Origin of the sequence: Nostoc sp. FACHB-133, from assembly GCF_014698055.1 — a bacterium.
Classification (GTDB): domain Bacteria; phylum Cyanobacteriota; class Cyanobacteriia; order Cyanobacteriales; family Nostocaceae; genus Nostoc.
The window spans coordinates 1-15450 of the sequence record NZ_JACJSH010000008.1 but is presented as its reverse complement, the minus strand read 5'-3'; the positions used below and the strand labels follow the sequence as shown (position 1 = coordinate 15450).

13 protein-coding genes, 1 tRNA gene and 1 pseudogene are annotated in these 15450 nt (G+C 38.3%); 6 read left to right on the top strand and 9 right to left on the bottom strand.

Going from position 1 to position 15450, the window contains the following annotated elements:
- Nucleotides 1-282 precede the first annotated feature (282 nt).
- A complete protein-coding gene (locus H6G86_RS08815; RefSeq protein ID WP_190934131.1) occupies nucleotides 283-1521 on the top strand; it encodes an acetate kinase in 1239 nt (412 codons plus the stop codon).
- 96 nt (nucleotides 1522-1617) lie between these two features.
- Here the strand turns inward: H6G86_RS08815 and H6G86_RS08810 are convergent, their stop codons facing one another.
- The 3 genes from H6G86_RS08810 to H6G86_RS08800 all read right to left on the bottom strand — a co-directional run bounded on the left by H6G86_RS08810 (nucleotide 1618) and on the right by H6G86_RS08800 (nucleotide 4034).
- Nucleotides 1618-2574 carry a hypothetical protein gene (locus tag H6G86_RS08810; protein WP_190934002.1) on the bottom strand — a complete coding sequence of 319 codons (957 nt, stop codon included), beginning with the start codon at nucleotides 2572-2574 and terminating at the stop codon, nucleotides 1618-1620.
- Nucleotides 2574-3449, bottom strand: a complete 876-nt coding sequence (locus H6G86_RS08805; RefSeq protein WP_190934001.1) for a DUF8581 family protein — start codon at nucleotides 3447-3449, stop codon at nucleotides 2574-2576. The genes H6G86_RS08810 and H6G86_RS08805 overlap by 1 nt, the downstream gene beginning before the upstream one ends.
- A 126-nt stretch (nucleotides 3450-3575) precedes the next feature.
- Nucleotides 3576-4034 (bottom strand): hypothetical protein, encoded by a 459-nt coding sequence (locus H6G86_RS08800; protein WP_190934000.1) that lies wholly within the window; start codon nucleotides 4032-4034, stop codon nucleotides 3576-3578.
- A 402-nt stretch (nucleotides 4035-4436) separates the two neighbouring features.
- Here H6G86_RS08800 and H6G86_RS08795 point away from each other — a divergent pair, with 402 nt between their 5' ends.
- The 4 genes from H6G86_RS08795 (at nucleotide 4437) to ftsH3 (ending at nucleotide 8488) form a co-directional block, all read left to right on the top strand.
- Nucleotides 4437-5222 carry a hypothetical protein gene (locus tag H6G86_RS08795; RefSeq protein WP_190933999.1) on the top strand — a complete coding sequence of 262 codons (786 nt, stop codon included), beginning with the start codon at nucleotides 4437-4439 and terminating at the stop codon, nucleotides 5220-5222.
- 79 nt (nucleotides 5223-5301) lie between these two features.
- Nucleotides 5302-5715 carry a GNAT family N-acetyltransferase gene (locus H6G86_RS08790; protein WP_190933998.1) on the top strand — a complete coding sequence of 138 codons (414 nt, stop codon included), beginning with the start codon at nucleotides 5302-5304 and terminating at the stop codon, nucleotides 5713-5715.
- 23 nt (nucleotides 5716-5738) lie between these two features.
- Nucleotides 5739-6533 (top strand): aminotransferase class IV, encoded by a 795-nt coding sequence (locus H6G86_RS08785; protein ID WP_313930744.1) that lies wholly within the window; start codon nucleotides 5739-5741, stop codon nucleotides 6531-6533.
- A gap of 113 nt (nucleotides 6534-6646) precedes the next feature.
- Entirely contained in the window at nucleotides 6647-8488 is a 1842-nt protein-coding gene (ftsH3, locus tag H6G86_RS08780; protein WP_012411183.1) for an ATP-dependent zinc metalloprotease FtsH3, read from the top strand.
- Nucleotides 8489-8896: 408 nt separating this feature from the next.
- On the opposite strand, the gene H6G86_RS08775 is transcribed toward ftsH3, so the two are convergent.
- The 6 genes from H6G86_RS08775 to H6G86_RS08750 form a co-directional block, all read right to left on the bottom strand.
- On the bottom strand, nucleotides 8897-9115 hold the full coding sequence (locus H6G86_RS08775; protein WP_012411184.1) for a hypothetical protein: 219 nt from the start codon (nucleotides 9113-9115) through the stop codon (nucleotides 8897-8899).
- Between the two features lie 291 nt (nucleotides 9116-9406).
- Nucleotides 9407-10588: a low temperature requirement protein A gene (locus tag H6G86_RS08770; protein WP_190933997.1), complete on the bottom strand. Its 1182-nt coding sequence runs from the start codon at nucleotides 10586-10588 to the stop codon at nucleotides 9407-9409.
- Between the two features lie 268 nt (nucleotides 10589-10856).
- Nucleotides 10857-10928 (bottom strand) — tRNA-Gly (locus H6G86_RS08765).
- A 170-nt stretch (nucleotides 10929-11098) separates the two neighbouring features.
- Nucleotides 11099-11716 (bottom strand): GerMN domain-containing protein, encoded by a 618-nt coding sequence (locus tag H6G86_RS08760; protein WP_190933996.1) that lies wholly within the window; start codon nucleotides 11714-11716, stop codon nucleotides 11099-11101.
- Nucleotides 11717-11970: 254 nt separating this feature from the next.
- On the bottom strand, nucleotides 11971-12822 hold the full coding sequence (trpC, locus tag H6G86_RS08755) for an indole-3-glycerol phosphate synthase TrpC (protein WP_190933995.1): 852 nt from the start codon (nucleotides 12820-12822) through the stop codon (nucleotides 11971-11973).
- A gap of 244 nt (nucleotides 12823-13066) precedes the next feature.
- A complete protein-coding gene (locus H6G86_RS08750) occupies nucleotides 13067-13345 on the bottom strand; it encodes a HetP family heterocyst commitment protein (RefSeq protein ID WP_190933994.1) in 279 nt (92 codons plus the stop codon).
- A 1738-nt stretch (nucleotides 13346-15083) separates the two neighbouring features.
- Between H6G86_RS08750 and H6G86_RS08745 the strand changes: the two are divergent.
- A pseudogene (locus tag H6G86_RS08745) lies at nucleotides 15084-15350 on the top strand (response regulator); the annotation flags it as partial.
- Nucleotides 15351-15450: the final 100 nt, after the last annotated feature.

Sequence of the window (15450 nt, the reverse complement as noted above, 5' to 3'; positions counted from 1 at the left end):
TTGCAGTCCTCATTTATAAAGAGGACGATATGTATATAGCTGAGTGTCCCGAAGTTGGTAGGTTGATCAGGGAGAGACAATCGAACAGGCAATTGCTAGCTTGAGAGAGGCAACGCAGCTTTACTTAGAGGAATTTCCTCTACCTAAAACATATCCAAGGTATAGATTCAACAAATTTTAATTATGGAAACACACCTTTGCTACATATTATCCCTATATACAAGAAGCATTAGGCTACACTTAGTGACATGATCAAAGGAGATCATGTTTTTATGTCGTCCTATGAAGATATTGGTGCTGAATGCCGGATCGAGTACCCAAAAAAGTTGTCTGTATGAGATTACAGATGAGGCTTTCTCCACCCAAGCATCTCAACCCCTTTGGGAAGGGAAAATCAACTGGACTCAAGATCGCGGTGTGGCCGAAATTGAGGTGAAAACTGCTACAGGTGCAACACTGCAAGAAACCATCTCTGATGATTCCCCACAGGCACACCTCACCTATATGCTTCATACTCTGAGTGATGGTGCTACAAAAGTAATAGATCGGTTGTCAGATATCGATGTGGTTGGGCATCGGATAGTACATGGTGGACAGGATTATCGAGATAGTGTGGTAATTACGGAGGATGTCAAAAAGGCGATCGCTAGCTTATCTAATCTCGCTCCAGCACATAATCCAGTTGCCTTGGAAGGTATAGAAGCAATTGAAGAAATCTTAAAAGATGTCACCCAAGTAGCAGTCTTTGATACTGGATTTCATGCCACTCTCCCTGATGCAGCAGCAATCTATCCCGGCCCTTATGAGTGGGTAGAGCAAGGTATTCGTCGCTATGGGTTTCATGGTATCAGTCACCAATACTGTTCCCAACGTACTGCCCAAATCCTCGATCGCGATGTTCCACCTGAGCGGTTAATTACCTGTCATCTGGGCAATGGTTGCTCTTTAGCAGCAATTAAAAACGGCCGCAGTATTGATACCACAATGGGATTCACGCCCTTAGAAGGATTGATGATGGGTAGTCGTTCTGGTTCAGTTGATCCGGGAATTCTGATTTATCTGTTGCGGTATTGCGATTATTCCGTCGAAAAGTTGGATGAGATATTAAATAAAGCTTCTGGATTAAAGGGAATTTCGGGTGTATCTAGCGATATGCGTGAGGTGAGAGAAGCGATGTCTACGACGGGCTACGCCAACGCTCAAGGTAATTCCCGCGCTCAATTGGCATGGGATATCTACGTGCATCGTCTGCGTTCTGGTATCGGTGCAATGCTTACCAGCTTGGGTGGATTAGATGCTCTGGTGTTTACAGCAGGTGTGGGTGAACACTCTGCGGAAATTCGCCAAGCCGCCTGTGAAGCCTTCGGTTTTTTGGGATTGAAACTTGATATTGAAAAAAATCAACAACAGCCAGTGGATGAAGATATTGCGACAACTGACTCAACAGTGCGAATATTAGTGATTCATACTCAAGAAGATTGGGCGATCGCTCAACATTGTTGGCAAATATTAAAAAACTAAAAATTATCAAAAAGCTAACTTGTTGTAAGAGTTGGCTAAACTAGCTTCGTTTAAGAGTTTCCTCTTAAGAATTTATAGAGGAGTTTTGCATTATGCTTAATTTACATTCGATAGTAACCGACGTAGGATAAATTTTCCAGATATTGGTCTTATAAAATTTAAAATGTACTCTGAAATTTTTGGGGCAATAAGTGACAAGAATGACAAAAATAATGCATTAACATCCCTAAAACTATGAATAGCACTAACAACAAAGATAGGTATAATACAAATCAGCGTCCATGCCAACCAATTTATAAATTTAGAGTTGATGGAAGTACGTCTTTGAAGCTGATTTATAAGTACATAGCGAGTAGTAGCAAATAGTATAGTGAAGCCTATGAAAGCAAATATTGATAATATTGCGTTTGCTGTATATAAACTGGAGACAATCAAACCAGCAGGAAATAGGGAAGCTATCTCCCAAACTAGCGGATTTAGTTTAGTCCGAAAGCAACTTAGTATTTGTTCGGTTAGCCAATAATGAGCAGAAATAATTGTGGAACAGTTGGAATTTTGTATAAAATCCAACTTGATTTTGTGGAATATATCACCATGAAGAAGGACAGTGCTTTGCAAAATAATATCTTTCTCTTTATAAGTATCTGAAACTGATTCAGGCTGCTCATAGTAAGAATTAAAAGTGAGTCCAGACTCTAAACTTGCTTTGCCCCGTGCAGTTTTACTCAGAAAAGATTTTATAATATTGACTATAACAGTAACGTAAAAAAAATTACTAACTTCTTTTTCAGTAACTTCTTTTTTATTTCCGAAAACAACATTCTTGCCGAAACAGGCGTAATACAAAAGAGGAATTATCAGTTTTGGCGGAATGTATAGAGAAACACCAGTTTTTTGTGCTTGCTGAATCTGTTCTACAACTGTCTCATTTAGGTAAAAACTACACTGCGATCGCTCAACCTTAAGTTCAAAGCGATCGCCTTGAGGAACTTGTAGAAATAGAGAGAGTACAACATCAGCTTGGTTGTCTGTTTTTGTTATGTTGGCGTTCATTATCGAGATAAATTTGCGATACCCTGTACCAAACTAATCAAAAAACTAAATGTTCCACGCCACTGCTTTTCTCCAGAAATAACTCCTTGATTATGTGTATTAATGATGAGATTTTTCGCGTCTTCAGATAGAGTAAACAGTTCTTTATGGTAACGAGTAATAATATCTCCATCTAACTGCATGACAGTTTGAGCAAAAATAATATCAGTTTTGGTACTTTTCACATTACCACCATCAAGTGCAGCTTTAAGTTCATACATTTTACGTAAAGTACGAACAAATTTATCATTATTTAAAAGTCTTTGAATCTCTTTAAAAGTTTCAACCCAATCTTCTTGATTGTTTCCATCTTTGTCATCAAGAATGGGAGTTGGAGCAGGTAGTATTGGTTGAGCTAGCTTAACATGCTCCTGATCGGCTTCGACTAGGTTTGTTTGATGCTTCTTCGCATATTCAAGCCTCTGGCGATATCGTTTTACTCGCTCATCCTGTGGATTATAAAAATCTGACCCTTCTTCAAGAAGAAGGTAAAAATATTCTCTTTCAATTTGGTTAAATAGACTTCTATAACGCTTATGCAGTTCTTGAGCTTGAGAACCTTCTTCTGGAATACCTTTTGCCTTAAAGTAGTCAGGATCGTGTATAGAATAAATTTCTTGATATGCCTCCCAAGCATTAAACTTTGAAGCATTAATTCTATCTACAACCATCGTATTTACTTCTAAGGCTGTGATGTCAGAAACTAATGTCTGTACAGAAGATACTAAATTGTTTAACAAGACTCTAGCTTGGTTTTGGATATCTTGAGGTTGAGCAACATTTCGGTTTCGAGTCTGAATACCATTTTGATCTTTAGTTTGAATATTATTAGCCATAGTTTCACCCTCTCACAGTTCTGGCTGTAGCATTTTATTAATAGCTAGATATAAGTAAATAAACTTAACGATTTGGCTAGGTTTCGGTAGCTATTTTAGCTTAAATGGGTAATTAACAAAGAATGCTTAAAGTTCTGATTTTTTGCGATTTTTCACAATTTCCATAAAAAATCCATACAATTTTTCCACACTTTCTATGTTCTTGTGAATAATCTCCCGACCATCTCTAATTTGAGTCAAATGAAATTCGCGAATTTCTTTATAGGGGCCACTATCAGTAAATTGACTACCAATCTCATTTTGGATATCACCACTAACAAGATTAATTCGGGTATATATTCGATTACCTGGTTTGGCTACTTCTATGTCATTTTGTTGCTGATCAGATGACTCTGCTACCCAAGTAGTAATTTTTAAATCAATAGCTTCAACTATTACTGTTTTGATGGCATCAATAATTTCATCAACATCCAGTCCTTTTTTATCGGCATTAAGATTAGTAACTATTGTTTTAAAATCACTATTTTTTGCCTGAATCGATAGACTATTATTTTCCAAGTTGTTCGTAACTACAGTATCTAGCATAAGATTAAGGACACAACAGGTCTAATTGCGAACAAAATTTTATTTTAAATGATGTTCTAAATCTTACTACTGTTACTTAACAAAACTCAGTAATATCAAAGGAACTTAAGAAAAGTAATGCTAGAATTTGTAGCAGCTAATTTAATCTCAAAAAAGAAAATAATTTATTTAGATTTTGCAAATAAGAAAGCATAAATCATGCCATACATACTTATGTCATGTATAATATAATACTTTGAGCTTGGCTTGCGGTTCTACCCGTTTTCAGTTTCTCTTGAAGTAAAGATAGACTGCGATAGTAGCTGCTCAATAGATACTCTTCTGTGACTACATAGCTGAGTAATTTTATAAGAAGTATATTATATATAATGAGTTGCTTCTGCCTGATAAGACAAGAAAAATATGTTGTTACAGCGTAAAGCCATAGCTACACCTTTGATAATTTGTGTGTCTATTTTAGGAATTGGCTTGATTCAATTCCTTCAATTGCAAACACTTATAGATAGTAAAAAATCTGCCTCTTTAGAGACTCTAAAAAAAGAAATAAAATCAGAACATCTCCGTTTGAGTTTTCTCAAAAAAATGCCTACTTTTAGTTATAAAAATTTAATTGCAGATTTGGTATATCTCAATTTCTTACAGTACTTCGGAGATGATGAAGTTCGGGATAAAACAGGTTACAGTTTAAGTCCAGAATATTTTGAAGTAATTTTAGAACGTGACCCACGATTTTTAGCAGCGTATCGGAGTCTTTCTATCAGTACTTCATTGTATGCTGCTATGCCAGAACGCACGATCGCACTATCAGAGAAAGGCTTAAAATCAATATCTCCCTCAGTTCCCGAAAGGTCTTATTATGTTTGGCGTTATAAAGGAGTCGATGAGTTATTATTTTTAGGCAATGCTAAAGCTGCCCAACAGTCTTTTGCAATGGCGGCAAACTGGGCGAGTAAATTTTCAGATCCAGAGAGTCAGCTTATAGCTAATACTTCCCAAAGAACTGCGGAATTTCTGAGTCGAAATCCTAATAGTAAATATGCTCAAATTTCTACATGGTCAATGGTTTTAAATAATCATGCTGATGAGAGAACTCAGAAACGCGCAATTAAGGAAATCGAAGCTTTGGGAGGAAAAATAGTTACAACTCCCGAAGGGACTAATAAAATTATATTTCCCCCTAAAGATTAAATATTGCAAGTGTAATAGAGGATTATATTCGCTCAATTATTTTCAAGTTTTTCATACATGATTGAGTAAGGTAATACTGATGTCAATACAATTGGCAGAATCTGACTTTCAAATATTAGGGTGTTTTCCTGTTATCTCTCAGTTGCGCCCTCACCTTGAGCAGGATAACTTTGTAGAACAAGTTCGATATCAAATGAAAGAAGGATATCAACTTGCATTTTTGGAGGTAGAAAAGCAAGCTGTAGCAGTAACTGGATTTCGCATTTCTACTTGTTTAGCATTGGGTAGGTTTTTATACATTGATGATTTAGTTGTTGATGAGTTGAAACGATCGCATAGCTATGGTCAGCAGTTATTTCAGTGGCTAATTGAATATGCCAGAAATCATGAGTGTAAACACCTGAGTCTTGATTCTGGTGTTCAGCGATTTGCAGCTCACAGGTTTTATCTCATGCAGCGTATGAGTATTACAAGTCATCACTTTTCAATGTAGTTGTAACGATAAGCAATTTGGTTGTGACAAATAATATTTTTTGGTATGACGGCAAATTAATTCACTCTCAAACCCTAGAACTAAACATTAACGATCCGGGTTTACTTTATGGGGCTACCGTTTTTACAACGTTGCGGGTTTATGAGAACTCCCTAGATAGTAATTTAACTAATTGGCAAGCACATTGCGATCGCTTACTTTTCTCAATCCAATCTTTTGGTTGGCAGCAACCAGACTGGAAGCGTCTACTTCAAGGCGCTCAAATTCTCCTTGCACACTTCCCCGTTCTCAGAATTACTCTCTTTCCCGATGGACGGGAATGGATAACTGGTAGATTATTACCACAAAATTTGACAGAAAAACAAAAAAATGGTACCTTATGCGCTGTTACCAGTCCTGAATTTTCTCGCTCTCTCCCTTCTCATAAAACTGGAAATTATTTAAGTGCTTGGTTGGCAAAAACTAGCTCAGATGCTCAAGAAGCAATATTAGTCGATACTCAAGGAAATTGGCTAGAAACCAGTACAGGCAACCTTTGGGGATGGTGCGATCGCAGTTGGTACACTCCACCAATAAAGGCCGGAATTTTGCCGGGAATTGTGCGATCGCAACTTGTAAACTGGTTGCAAAAGCACCAACAGCCAGTGCGAGAAGAAACTTGGAGTGCCGAGTTAGTCCAGAGATTTGAAGCGATCGCCTACACTAATAGTGTGGTAGAAATTATTCCCATTCATACCGTTCATCTGCCTTCAGGGTCGCTACAATGTAATCCCTACCATCATAGTTTTCAGCTAATAAGGGAGCTTTTTTTAGCATGACAACCACGCCAAATTTGTTATATCTTAAGATAAGTTAACATAATTCTTAATAATCACCTTTCCGAGCAGAGAAGCTAGGCGATTGCGCGAAAAATACCGGAGGATAGACCTTAGTGAATAAAAGATGGAGAAATGCAGGGCTGTACGCGCTGCTGTTTATTGTCGTCATTGCGCTGGGAACAGCATTTTTTGACAAACAACCCCAAAGCAGAGAGACATGGCGATACAGTCGCTTTATTCAAGAAGTTCAGCAAGGCAGAGTAGAAAAAGTCAGTTTGAGTGCAGATCGCTCCACAGCACTGGTTACACCCAAATATGACCCAGCTAAACGGATTGTTACCTTAGTCAACGATCCAGACTTGATTAATACTCTGACTTCTAAAGGCGTTGATATTTCTGTATTGCCCCAAACCGACGAAGGATTTTGGTTTAAGGCACTGAGCAGCTTATTTTTCCCTGTATTGCTTTTGGTTGGCTTATTCTTCTTACTACGTCGCGCTCAAAGTGGCCCAGGCAGCCAAGCGATGAACTTTGGCAAATCCAAAGCCAGAGTGCAAATGGAACCACAAACTCAGGTGACATTTGGCGATGTCGCTGGTATTGACCAAGCCAAGTTGGAATTAAACGAAGTTGTAGACTTCCTGAAAAACGCCGATCGCTTTACCGCCGTTGGTGCAAAAATTCCTAAAGGTGTGTTGTTAGTTGGCCCTCCTGGTACAGGTAAAACCCTCCTCGCGCGTGCCGTAGCTGGTGAAGCAGGTGTACCCTTCTTCTCAATCTCCGGTTCAGAATTTGTCGAAATGTTCGTCGGTGTAGGTGCATCCCGCGTCCGCGATTTGTTTGAACAAGCTAAGACCAATGCTCCTTGTATCGTCTTCATCGATGAAATTGACGCAGTAGGTCGTCAACGGGGTGCCGGTTTAGGCGGTGGTAACGATGAGCGGGAACAAACCCTCAACCAGTTGCTAACCGAAATGGACGGCTTTGAAGGTAATACAGGCATCATCATTATTGCTGCTACCAACCGTCCTGATGTTCTAGATGCAGCACTGTTGCGTCCTGGTCGCTTTGACCGTCAAGTTGTGGTAGACCGTCCCGACTATGCCGGACGCAGTGAAATTCTCAAGGTTCACGCCCGTGGCAAAACCTTGGCGAAAGATGTGGACTTGGATAAAATCGCTCGTCGTACCCCTGGATTTACTGGTGCAGATTTATCCAACCTGCTGAATGAAGCCGCAATTTTGGCAGCACGCCGGAATTTGACTGAGATTTCAATGGATGAAATCAACGACGCAATCGATCGCGTATTAGCTGGGCCAGAGAAGAAAGACCGGGTAATGAGCGAGAAGCGCAAAACCTTGGTGGCATATCACGAAGCCGGTCACGCTTTAGTTGGTGCTTTAATGCCCGACTATGACCCAGTACAAAAAATTAGCATCATCCCTCGCGGTCGTGCTGGTGGTTTAACTTGGTTTACCCCTAGCGAAGACCGGATGGACACTGGTTTATACAGCCGCGCTTATCTGGAAAATCAGATGGCTGTGGCTTTGGGTGGTCGGATTGCTGAAGAATTAATCTTTGGTGAAGAAGAAGTTACCACTGGTGCTTCTAATGACTTGCAGCAAGTAGCACGGGTTGCGCGTCAGATGATTACCCGATTTGGGATGAGCGATCGCTTAGGCCCAGTTGCCCTTGGTCGTCAACAAGGTAACATGTTCCTGGGACGGGATATCATGTCAGAGCGTGATTTCTCTGAAGAAACTGCCGCCGCCATTGATGAAGAAGTGCGTAAACTTGTGGATGTAGCCTATACACGCGCTAAAGAAGTGTTAGTAGGCAACCGTCACATTTTAGATCAAATCGCCCAAATGTTGGTTGAGAAAGAAACGGTAGATGCCGAAGAGTTGCAAGAAATTCTATCGAATAACGATGTAACAACTGCTGCTTTTGCCTAATTTAATTAGTAGTTGGGAGTTAAGAACAATTCCTAACTCCTAAGTGTTAATAAAAGCCCGGTCTTCATGACCGGGCTTTTAATATGGGGTTATATACCCCGAAGGTTTCGTTATAGAGTTTCAGTATAAATCGCTTGTCTGATAGAGACTACCACCTGAGCATAATCAATTCCGGAAAATTAGAAAATTTTTTTAGATACACCCAAATCAAAAAAGCTATAACTCTCACCTTAAAAGGAAAAAGATCCAATCTAGCAACAATTTGAGAAGTCTGGATGGTGAAAATTCCCGAACCCATCATAAGTACAATCCACGAGCTTACTTGCCCGACTCTGACGATATCCTAACTTTCCGAATCTTGACAGTACTAGCGTTAAGAGTGACTCGATACTCAACCAGCCACCGATCTTAGACTCTGGATGCCGGTTTCAAAAATAGCCACGCCACAAAGAATGTAGCCGCAGTGAATAGTTGCGTCAAGTCTAAAGCTGATAGATAGCCATCTGCAAATGAAGCAATACTGCGATCGGTAATCCCAAATACCCAGGATGACAGTCCAAACAGCCAAATCCCGTTCTTGAGATTTCCGACGAATTGCTTAGAGTCTGATGGTTTCTGGTCTTTCATGAGCTTCTATCCCGTTGTTGATAAATTTGATGATTAATGCGAAATACCTGCCACTAAGAATTCTTTTCTGACTCCTGCCGTTGAATTTACACTGCCTATTTATAATATTAATAAATATTTCGCCTACTTGACTTAAATACCTAAAGGTACATCTTCTAATGATGACATTCCTCGTTTGGTTCTGCTACCTCTGATAGACGGCTATGAATTGAGTAGGGGCACACAGCTAGCTGTGCGCCCCTACAAATTGATAAATAATTTTGGATAATTTATTTCTTGGAAGTCCCTAAACTAAATTTCCGGGTCAACCAAGCGGGTAGTGGGACGACTCTGATACAAATCTTGAACGACTTGGACAGCAGAAACTACTGCTACAAGGGCAATGACTGCAACAGGTAACAAACCTTTGCCAAAGATAGCGATCGCTAGCAGCATAACTGCACCCCCAAGTCGGTACTGGGAACGAATTTTGCAATAACGGATCACTCCAAATCGGTGAAGAATACTGACAGCTAGAGAGCATAATGCTACTGAGCCACAGATGAGCCATCGCTGGGAATCGGGTAATGCTAAAGTTGCCTTACTCACCAAAATTTGTTCTACACCAACACCAGCAGCAGTAATCCCAATCACTAGCGGTAAATGGGTGTATAACCAGAGATTGACAACACTGACCTTTCCTTCTTTCCGCGCCGTCTCAATAGGTTTACCACCCAAATTATCAAAATAAACCCACCACCAGCTAAAGGCGATAATCAGACCAAACACGCTAGAAATCACTGTTAAAATATCCCATTTCTGCTCAGAAACACCATTGACCACTGCAATGATTGCTTCACCTAAGACAATAATGGTAAATAGCCCGAAACGTTCTGGTAAGTGGGAGGCGTGGGGAAGTAACCCCATTTGAAACTTGTATCCTGTTAAAGGTGTAGCAAAGTCAATAATGATTCCTAACGTCCAAAATCCGAACCGCCAAGGAATGGGTATAAATGCTGATATCAACCAAAGCAAGGCTGCGATCGCAAAACCAATAGCGTAGCGAGTAGTTAAAGGACGTGCGGAGGGAATATGTCTTCCAGCACGGATATACTCTATTACAAGTACAGCCCGGCCCAGAGCATAAGAAATGGCAAAACCAGGGGAACTCTCACCCAAGCCGTGGTGGATATTAATAGCCATTGCTGCTGCTGTGAGCATTTGTATACCAATCAGTAATCGATGTCCTACATCATCGCTATCAAAACGGTTGGCGTAGAATGTGGTACCAATCCATGACCACCAAACTGGTATAAATAGAACTACAAACCCAAATAATCCTGATAGAGAAATATCCTCGTTGAGATTGTGGGCGAGTTGAGAAACTGCAACTACAAAAACCAAATCATAAAAAAGTTCTAGCCAAGTGGCGCGTCGTTCTTCTTCAGTGTCTTGACCAATGCGTAATCTTGGCGGTTGGAGAAAATTTGCCATAGTGCTAATTGCTAATCGCTAATTGTTTTTTACCATTAGCCGTCATCTATTAGCGAGCGTCTAGACGTTTTTACTCCCTGCATCTGACAATTCCCAATAGGAATATTAGTCTATTGAATTTCGTCGCTTTATGGGCAACCTGTAGTATTTGTAGTGTAGTGATAGCGATCGCAGACTCTAGAAGCCGAGTGAAGTCTGGTTCCACAAACTCAAAACCAACCATACCAACAGAAACAATTATATTGGTAGTTTAGATTCTAAATTTTAAAGCGGGCGATGGGACTCGAACCCACGACGTTCACCATGGGAAGATGACATTCTACCACTGAATTACGCCCGCGAATTGCTGCCATAAACTTAAGGCTGATGTAAATTATACCACTATTTACAGATGTTTTCAATTGGCTAAAACATATACTGTTTTGGCAACTGCTGATCTATAAGTCCTGTGGCTGTTCAGATTGAAAATCTTTTTAGCTAGCTAATGACGGCACTTACTACTATCTTTAGCTAAAGAACAATATCCTCACCTCGTTCAGTGAAGCGAACCTCTTTAATATTCCATTGACTATTGCTCGTTAAGGTTTTGCGGAGACTGCCAAATAGAGCAAACTGTTCACAGCTAGAAAGAGAAGCTATTTGCCGCTTTGACTCCGGAGATATTCGGAGATCAACTGTAGCAACGCCATTTTTGATATTGACGCGATATCCAGACAAGCTAAAGTCGCTTGTATCTCGTTTTTCTAAAATCTTACTTACTACGTTTGTAACTGGTTCTTCGGCTGGTACTGAAACTTTTTCAGGAATGAATTCTTGACACTGGGTATCACTTGTGTATAGCGTGACATTAGTAGTTTTGCTAGTGACAGGTTTAGGAATTGATGAGGAAGGCGTATTTTCTTTAGGAGATGCTTGATTAGGAGATTTTTCTCTCAACTGAGCTACGCTAGGAATTTGGCTAGAAGTCTGAGAAGATACGGTATTCGTTGGTGTTGTTGTAGAGTATGGCGTTGGACTGTCAATTTTACGAGCGGTGGGGTTAGAATTACAACTGCTGAGACTGACAACCATTGTCACAAAAATCAGTGGTAAAAAATATCTTTTAGTTGTGTTCATAATTTTGCTCATAAGTGATGTTGTTGCTATCAATTTCAGTGTTGCTGGTATTAATTCCGTATAAATTTATGAATCTTCAGCCAGTCTATAAAGTGTCAACCCAAAATCTGTTAAAGTCGAGGGTTACACTATACACCAAAATTACAACATCTGCTTTTCAATGAGCGATGTCTGACGATAAGCCCCTCCGCGTCTACGCTAATCCCAAAAAGCTTGATTAGAGAAGCAAGAGTGCAGCAAAGAAAGATATATAGAATTTGCTCTATTTATCTGAAAATAGCTGTAGGTTTGAGCAGATTACGCACACTCTGTTGTATATCTTCTTGTTTAACTAGAGATTCGCCAAGTATAACGGCATGTGTACCAGCTTCAGCTACAAGGGATAAATCAGCAGGTGTATACAAGCCAGACTCACTAACAACGATAATACCCAAGCTTTGTAGTTGCGATCGCCTAGCTGCTAGTAGTTGCTTAGTTGTGTCAATATTGATGCTAAAATCTTCTAGACTTTGATTGTTAATTCCTATTAGGCGTACATCATCAAGCTTTAACACCCGATCTAGTTCTGCTAAAGTATGGACTTCTATCAAAGCATTCATTCCCAAATAGTGAATCACTCGCAAAAAGTTTTGAAGTTCCTTATCTGAGAGAATTGCCGCAATCAATAGTACTGCATCTGCGCCTGCTGCCCGTGCTAAATAAATTTGGCAGGGATCTAAAATGAACTCCTTGCACAGTAGAGGCAATTTTACCCGGTAGCGGATGGTGCGTAAATTTTCAAAGCTGCCATAAAAGAACTTCTGATCGGTGAAGACAGAGATACAAGTTGCGCCACCACGTTCATAAGCTTTAGCGATCGCTACTGAGTCCAAGTCTGCTTTAATAATTCCATGAATTAGGGATGCTTTTTTCACCTCTGCAATAATAGAAGGTTGGTAATGACTCTGTTGCAAAGCAGAGATAAAATCTCGCACAGTCGGCGTAGCAGCTAACTGGCGTTGCAAAGAAGCCAAAGACATCTCTTGCTGGATTTGTGCAACTTCATGCTTTTTCTGCCATATAATCTCTTTCAGAGTAGGTTGCAAATAATTATTAGGGGTAGTAACTGGGTAAGTCATAATTGCTAAGGATGGCGTGACCAAAAAAGTATGAATTATAAAATTTCAGGCTATCTAACAGATATTCTTCTTAATTGGCCTTTGAGAAAATGCCTTTAACAAATATATATCTGTAAATAACCGGACATTTAAAGTTTTCAGTCTTCATCCTTGCCTCGTGGAACTTTGTGGTCAATTTCCTTGAAATAGCCTCAATTTCTGACATTCATTTATACTAATCTTTCTATCTTGATTATTTTTATTTTCAAAGATGAAGCCAGGTCGATTTTAGGCTTAACGCTTCTACAGCCTTAGTATCAGTTGTATCTTGTTTTGAACTTTCGACTAAGCAGTTATTTTTGAGCAGTCGAATGTAGGTGCGGTAAGGTATATAGTCTATGGGATTGTACCCAGCAAAACGCAGAATTAAAACACATGCCCAGGAATATTTCCCAGCAATAATCGCTTTGAGAATTTGCTCAATTTGTTCATTGTTGATTTTTTTAACCGTTTCTGTTTGATAATCAGTGAGATTTTGAGTCATAAAATACGCTCTTGCATGTAAATAAAACTTGTTTTGTATTTGGCAACATTTATCTTATTTTTACTTTCTCCAATCCAGCAAGTTATCTAGCTTTGATGTCTGCCCATCTATTACAATAAATACCAGCCGGACTTATTCTAAAAATGATTAACTATTATAAATGTTTAATATTTGACTCTACGAATCACATCATTTGCTACAATTTCTTCAAGAGCATTGTCCATATCTGAAATAACAAGATTACAAAATAATGCTTAAGTTAAATTAAATAAAGTTAATAACTATTACAACTTTATATTGAAAGTAGGGGCGGGATTAACCAGGATCATAAAATATCTTGTTAAACCCGCTCTTACAGATAAACCGTATTGCAGAAGCTGCTTCTTCGTTAAGCTTACTCAATCTTTAGCAAAGGAGTATATGAACGATTTTTTGATAGATATGTCTATTTTTTCGCTTTTGAAATCTTATTTATTTTCATTAGCGTCAAACCAACTTAGACTTTGGAAAGGTGATATGGAATTTATTAAGTTTTATATATGTAGTAAAGAGATGTGATTTTATTGAACTTCTCTTGCAATGTCCTCAAATTAGACCTTTCAGAAGGTATAAGTACCAAAAAAATCATAAATTGTATTTATCAATACATCCTTACTTAATATTTCCTATTTCTTTTGGAATATTTGTAAGCTATAAGTGCATGAGCGATAAAAATAATTTACTCCTTGTGACAGATGACAAGCTGTCCAATCATGTTATTAGATACCTAAGTGAGCAAATTTAGGGTCAGTTAAATTAATGAGCAATAATTTACTTATTAAAACTATAAATCTTAGAACAAATATATCTAAATTAGAATTGACAAAATTATTTTATTATGCACTAAAGTTTTTGGCTTATGGTTTTTATCTTGATTGCATAACAGTTATAAATGATTAGCTAAAATCAAAATTAGCATAGAGTTTTGCAGCATATTACTTATTGCATTTTTGGATATAACTTTAAAAGAGATGATCAAAATCTTTCTCAGAGATAAATTGCTGAAGATGGCTAAAAACTGCATTATTGTTATATCTAATGGGTTGAAGTCAGTTATGTATATCTATGTGAATTAAGTTAAAGCATAAACATCAGATATTGCCCTTAATTTTATTAATATAGTCAAAAGGATAAAAAAGGTAGTTTTTTGATATTGTAATTTTGACTATATCAAGTCTTATATATTTGGTTTTAATTTATAAAAAATAATTATCTGTCAGTAAGAATAAACACTATTTTACTCTTCTAATATTGAATGAACACTAAGATAGTGCTTACTTATGTATCTAGCAATAATATCTTTATATTACCAATATAAAAATTTCTCTTTTTATTGTTAAAATTATCTTTAAAAGCATTAAATAACTTCTGATTCTTTTGAATTCCATTTCTTTATAAATAGCCAATAGCACCATGATGATTTTAGAAATTTATGATTAGCAACTCATCAATGGCTATAGCACTGACTTATTTAACCGAGTGACTAGGGATATTGATTCTGGCCTTTATTACGTTAGTTCAATCTAACTCTTCATTGGTGCTATAGCCAGAATTAGAGATTTGCTGGTTTCCTAATGGTAGTGTTCTGAGTTGTTAATTAATAATCATTTTCAACTCAACACACATAACTTTTTTAACAAATGACTCGGCATAAAATTTGGTCATCATTCCCTGCCACAAAAATCCTAGTGATGGAAAAATGAGATACGAATCGTCGAAAAAAATTCTTGTAATTGAAGATGATGCTGTTACTCGCAATCTCTTCTTAGAGGTTCTTGAGGCTCAAGGTTTTGACACCATAGGTGCTGAAGATGGAGTAGCTGGTATCCAGAAAGCACAACAGCATTTACCCGACTTAGTGATTTGCGATATTCAAATGCCAGATATGGATGGCTACACCGTTTTGGCTAGGTTGCGCCAAGATCCTCACACAGCAATTATTCCTTTCATTTTTTTGACTGGGAGTAAGTAAGCCGTGGGAAAAATTTATAAGTATGTAACAAAAAATTAAGCAGAAGAATTGGAGTTAAATCTTATACGCTGTGTACTATATTTTCCCTTCTCTG